This is a genomic window from Acinetobacter sp. ME22, from assembly GCF_022012315.1.
Taxonomy (GTDB): domain Bacteria; phylum Pseudomonadota; class Gammaproteobacteria; order Pseudomonadales; family Moraxellaceae; genus Acinetobacter; species Acinetobacter brisouii_A.
Genome location: NZ_JAKLTL010000030.1, coordinates 1 through 5416, shown reverse-complemented (window position 1 = coordinate 5416; position 5416 = coordinate 1). Strand labels below are relative to the sequence as shown.

Annotated in this window: 3 protein-coding genes and 1 pseudogene; all 4 read left to right on the top strand. The window is 38.1% G+C overall.

The genetic code is table 11. The annotated features are described in order from the left end of the window. Positions 1–37: 37 nt before the first annotated feature. Positions 38–718 (top strand): orotidine-5'-phosphate decarboxylase, encoded by a 681-nt coding sequence (gene pyrF, locus LVY74_RS17455; RefSeq protein WP_151710365.1) that lies wholly within the window; start codon positions 38–40, stop codon positions 716–718. A gap of 268 nt (positions 719–986) precedes the next feature. Beyond that, positions 987–2135, top strand: coding sequence for a cell division protein ZapE (gene zapE / locus LVY74_RS17450; RefSeq protein ID WP_237816123.1), 1149 nt, complete (start codon positions 987–989; stop codon positions 2133–2135). 315 nt (positions 2136–2450) lie between these two features. Next, the gene (locus LVY74_RS17445) at positions 2451–4616 is read left to right on the top strand and encodes a malate synthase G (protein WP_237816122.1); all 2166 of its coding nucleotides are present in this window, start codon (positions 2451–2453) and stop codon (positions 4614–4616) included. A gap of 326 nt (positions 4617–4942) precedes the next feature. Next, positions 4943–5416: pseudogene (locus LVY74_RS17440) on the top strand (Hint domain-containing protein); the annotation flags it as partial.

The window sequence follows — 5416 nt, the reverse complement described above, 5'->3', positions numbered from 1 at the left end:
ATTATAATGGGCTTTATTTTTTGGTTGGAATGAGTCCTTGAGTATTATTGTTGCTTTAGATGCAAAAAGCCAAGCCCAAGCTTTAACAATTGCTGAACAGCTTGATCCTGAATTGTGTCGTTTAAAAGTGGGTAAAGAGCTATTTACGCATGAAGGTCCACAAGTTGTAAAAGCATTGCACCATTTGGGGTTTGAGGTCTTTTTAGACCTGAAGTTTCATGATATTCCAAATACAACTGCCCAAGCGGTTTGTGCTGCAGCAGATCTTGGGGTTTGGATGGTCAATGTACATGCATCTGGCGGTCGTAAGATGATGGAAACCTGCGTTGAACGTCTAAAAGCTGGAAACTACTCTACTCAATTGATTGCCGTAACAGTTTTAACATCAATGGGACGTGAAGATCTTCGCGATATTGGTTTAGATATTGAGCCAGTAGATCAGGTTCGTCGTCTGGCTAAATTAACTTATGATTGCGGGCTAGATGGTGTGGTATGTTCTGCACAGGAAGCTAAAATTTTGCGTCAGGACTTGGGAAGTGAATTTGCTTTAGTAACACCAGGTATTCGTCCTGTTGGTGCAAATGCTGATGATCAGAAACGCATTGTGACTCCTGCACAGGCAATGCAAGACGGCTCTACGCATTTGGTTATTGGTCGCCCAATTACCCAAGCTGAAAATCCTCAGCAAGTTGTACATGATATTTTAGCGACATTGTAAAAGAGAAGTGCTTGCAAAAGATCTATATCTAAAAGCATCTTTTGCAAGTTCATAACTAAAAAGCTTGAAATTAAGCATAGCTTTATCAAATAATACATGCGAATTGTGCTGAGAAAAACATGGATGAATAGGTGATTTATTCAGCGTTTATAGTACAAGGGAATGAGTTTTTTAAATCACAGCATTTATGTATACCAACTTTATTGGAAACATAAACCTAACGACTTAGTTATTACAAAGTTGTTCAATTTATCGAATATTGAAGCTTATGTTTAATCCTAAATCTGAAAATAGTACAGCCGCATTATCTCCTGCGGAACGCTATGCACAAGCCTTATCTTCAGGGCAATTCATGTCTGATGATGCGCAAGCACAAGCTGTAAATGAATTAGAACGCGTTTGGCAAGAGCTAATCAGTCGTTATAAAGCCTCTAAAAAAGCCTTTCGTCGTTTCCGTCGCCAAACAACACCACAAGGTGTATATATGTGGGGTGGTGTTGGTCGTGGGAAAACATGGTTAATGGATCAATTTTTTGACTCTATTCCATTTCGACGTAAAACACGGATGCATTTTCACCACTTTATGCAATATGTCCATAAAGAGTTGAATAAGCTTTCTGGTCAACGAAATCCATTAGATATTGTTGCAGACCAAATCTATAAAGATGCGGTGATTATTTGTTTTGATGAATTTTTCGTTTCAAATGTCACAGATGCCATGATCTTGAGTGATTTATTTCAAAAGCTCTTTCAACGTGGCATTACGCTTGTTGCGACATCAAATATTGCACCAGATGGTTTATATAAAAATGGCATTCACCGTGATCGCTTTTTACCGACCATTGAAATGGTGAAGGAAAACTGTGCGGTTTTAAATGTTGATGCAGGTGTGGATTATCGTTTGCGTGTTTTAAAGCAAGCGCAGTTATTTAAAAATCCATTAACACCTGAAGCAGATCAATGGTTAGATGAACGTTTCCATGCTTTAACACAATCACAGCATATTGAAAAAAGTAGCATTGAGATTAATCATCGTCAGATTGAAACTTTAGGGCATAGTCAAGATGTGCTGTGGTGCGAGTTTAGAGAGCTGTGTTTAAAACCACGTAGTCCTGCAGATTTTATTGAGATTGCGAATATTTATAATACAGTTTTAGTGAGTCATATCCCACATTTGACCGACCAAATCAGTGATGCAACACGTCGTTTTATCTATTTGGTTGATGAATTTTATGACCGTGGCGTCAAATTGTTGCTAACTTCTCAAGACAGTATTATTGAGATTTATTCGGGTGAGAAGCTTGCATTTGAAATTGAGCGTACCCGATCACGTTTACTTGAAATGCAATCGGATGATTATCTGAATTCTGAGCATCGACAGATACAACAAACAGCTGATAAACAAAAAGAAATTTAACAATAAAAGCGCCTTTAAGGCGCTTTTATTTTCTTACATATGTTCAAAATAAAAGCATAGACGCTGTTGTTTAAAATTTGTTAGAGTCATTAAAGTTGTATTGATAACAACTGGCACTTTAGTCTAAGTATAGATATGTTGAAAATAATTTACATGGTTTTATTTTGTATTTTATTTTTATATAACAAATAGATAGTGATATTTTGTTATTTGTGAAATATTCGCTATTTCGCAAGGTAATAAAGCTATTCAGACCAGTATAAATGTTTATACTGAATATCTCGGTAATAAAAAGTAGCAAAATCAGGAAAGACAATGACTGCACGTATTCAAAAAGGCAAACTTGCAATTGCTAAGGAATTGTACGATTTTATTGAAAATGAAGCTCTACCTGGTTCAGGTTTAGACAGCGATAGCTATTGGAAAGGATTTGAACAAATTGTTGTTGATCTTGCACCAAAAAATAAAGCATTGCTAGCTAAGCGTGATGATCTACAAGCAAAAATTGATGAATGGCATCGTAACAACAGATTTGAACTTGAAGCTTACAAAGCTTTCTTGACTGAAATTGGCTACTTATTACCAGAAGTAGAAGATTTCCAAATTAGCACTGAAAATGTGGATGAAGAAATTGCGCTAATTGCAGGCCCTCAGTTGGTTGTGCCTGTGCGAAATGCACGTTATAGCTTAAATGCGGCTAATGCACGTTGGGGCTCTTTATATGATGCATTGTATGGTTTCGATGTCATCCCTGAAACTGATGGTGCAGAAAAAACCAAGGCTTATAACCCCGTTCGTGGTGCTAAAGTTGTTGCATTTGCAAAAAATTTCTTAAATGAGATTTTCCCATTAGCACAAGGTTCACATGCAGATGTGACTTCATATGTTGTAGAGAATAATCAACTTGTTGTGACACTGAAAGATGGCACAACAACAACGCTCGCCAATACTGCATTATTTGTAGGTTATAACGGTGAAGCTGCTCAGCCAACTGAAATCGTGTTGAAAGAAAATGGTTTGCATGCGATTGTGCAAATTGATGCCAATAGCCCAATTGGTCAAACAGATAGTGCAAGTGTAAAAGACATCGTGCTTGAAGCTGCTGTAACCACCATTCAAGATTTGGAAGACTCTGTTGCGGCCGTTGATGCTGAAGAAAAAGTTGAAGGTTACCGTAACTGGTTAGGCTTGATGCAAGGTACTTTAGAAGATGCCTTTGAGAAAGCTGGAAAAACTGTAAAACGTAAACTAAATCAGGATCGTAGCTATCATAATTTGGTGGGAAGCACCACAACTGTACATGGTCGTTCATTGATGCTACTACGTAATGTAGGGCATTTAATGACAAACCCTGCGATTTTGGTCGATGGTGAAGAAATTTACGAAGGCATCATGGATGCTTTAGTCACTCCATTATTGTCTAAGGTCGATATCTTGGGACAAAATGAAGTCAAGAACTCTCGTAAAGGTTCAATGTATATTGTTAAACCAAAAATGCACGGCCCTGAAGAAGTTGCATTTGCAGTTGAACTATTTGAACGTGCCGAGCAGTTGATTGGCTTACCAGCGAAAAGCTTGAAAGTCGGAATTATGGATGAAGAGCGTCGTACATCTGTCAACTTGAAAAACTGTATTGCGGCTGCGAAAGAGCGTACCATTTTCATTAATACTGGCTTTATGGATCGTACGGGTGATGAAATCCACACCTTTATGGAAGCAGGCCCGATGGTACGTAAAGTTGAAGTGAAAAACCAAAAATGGTTTGCGGCTTATGAAAACCGTAACGTGATGATCGGCTTACAATGTGGTTTGCATGGTAAAGCACAAATTGGTAAAGGCATGTGGCCAAAACCAGACATGCTGCTTGATATGTATAAAACCAAAATTGAGCATCCTCAAGCAGGTGCATCTTGTGCATGGGTTCCATCTCCATCAGGCGCAGTAATTCACGCGATCCATTACCACAAATGTAATGTTTCACAACGTCAGCAAGAATTGCTATCAGAAACAGCATTACCTTTGAATGATTTGTTGACTCCTCCATTGGCGGCAGAAACAAATTGGACTGCTGAAGAAATTAACAACGAACTTGAAAATAACTGTCAGGGTATTCTAGGTTATGTTGTTCGCTGGGTGGATTTAGGTGTAGGTTGTTCTAAAGTTCCAGATATTAATGATGTGGGCTTAATGGAAGACCGTGCAACACTTCGTATTTCTTCGCAGCACGTTGCAAACTGGTTGCGTCATGGCATTGTGACTCAAGCGCAAGTTCAGGAAGTTTTAGAGCGTATGGCGCGTATTGTTGATGAACAAAATGCCAATGACCCTGAATACACTGCAATGTCGACTGATTTTGCAAATAATATTGCATTCAAAGCTGCATCTGACTTGATTTTTAAAGGTGCTGAACAACCAGCAGGCTACACAGAGCCTTTACTTCATGCTGCACGTTTGAAATTGAAAGGTTATACAGGCGATTAATTGATTGCCTAACAAAAAAATCCTCTTTGGAGTAATAATGCCAGTCAGTTAAGCTGATTGGCATTTTTTTCTTTGGATATTTTGCAGGTTTTGCTTTAATGACTCTCGGACACAGCTTATGCTTTTTCAGGAAATACATACATTTTTGAATCATACTGAGTTTGTCGGAGACTTTTTACTTAAGTTAGGTCAAAATATAGAATTTCCAACACCAAATACTCAAAAATTCCATCATGGGGTAGAGGCTCTCAAGCATAAAAAAAGACATGAAAACTTATGCGGATGATTTGATTGCCAATCATCCAAATATATCATAGGTGGATAAAGTGAAAATATATGTGAAAGAAAACAATATGCTAGTAAATGCTGCTCATCAAAGTGTCGATTATCCAAAGGTAATTCAATTATCCGAAATAAATGCTCCACGGTCTGATTTCAAAACATTAGAACGAGAATATGCTAAAGATGGCTTATCTGGTGATGCGTTATATCAAAAGATTAATGATGATATGTTTAACTTTGGCTGTTTTGTGGCAGGTACTTTAGTTACAACAGATAAAGGTAAAGTACCAATTCAAGATATCAAAGTCGGGGATCTGGTGCTGTCCAAACCCGAAGACGGTATTGGCGAGCCTGAATTCAAACCAGTGCTCAAAACCTTTGTCCATGAAGAAAAACCGATATGGATAGTGCGAGCCAGTAAAAGCCCTAATTTTTTTGACAGTCAAGGAGAGGAGATAGACTATCAAAAATATAAACTTGCAAGGGAAGCCATTGACTTTTTAGCGACCCCCAATCAT

Coding starts and splice junctions, on each gene's coding strand:
- zapE (WP_237816123.1), top strand. CDS start 987: ATGTTTAATCCTAAATCTGAAAATAGTACAGCCGCATTATCTCCTGCG.
- LVY74_RS17445 (WP_237816122.1), top strand. CDS start 2,451: ATGACTGCACGTATTCAAAAAGGCAAACTTGCAATTGCTAAGGAATTG.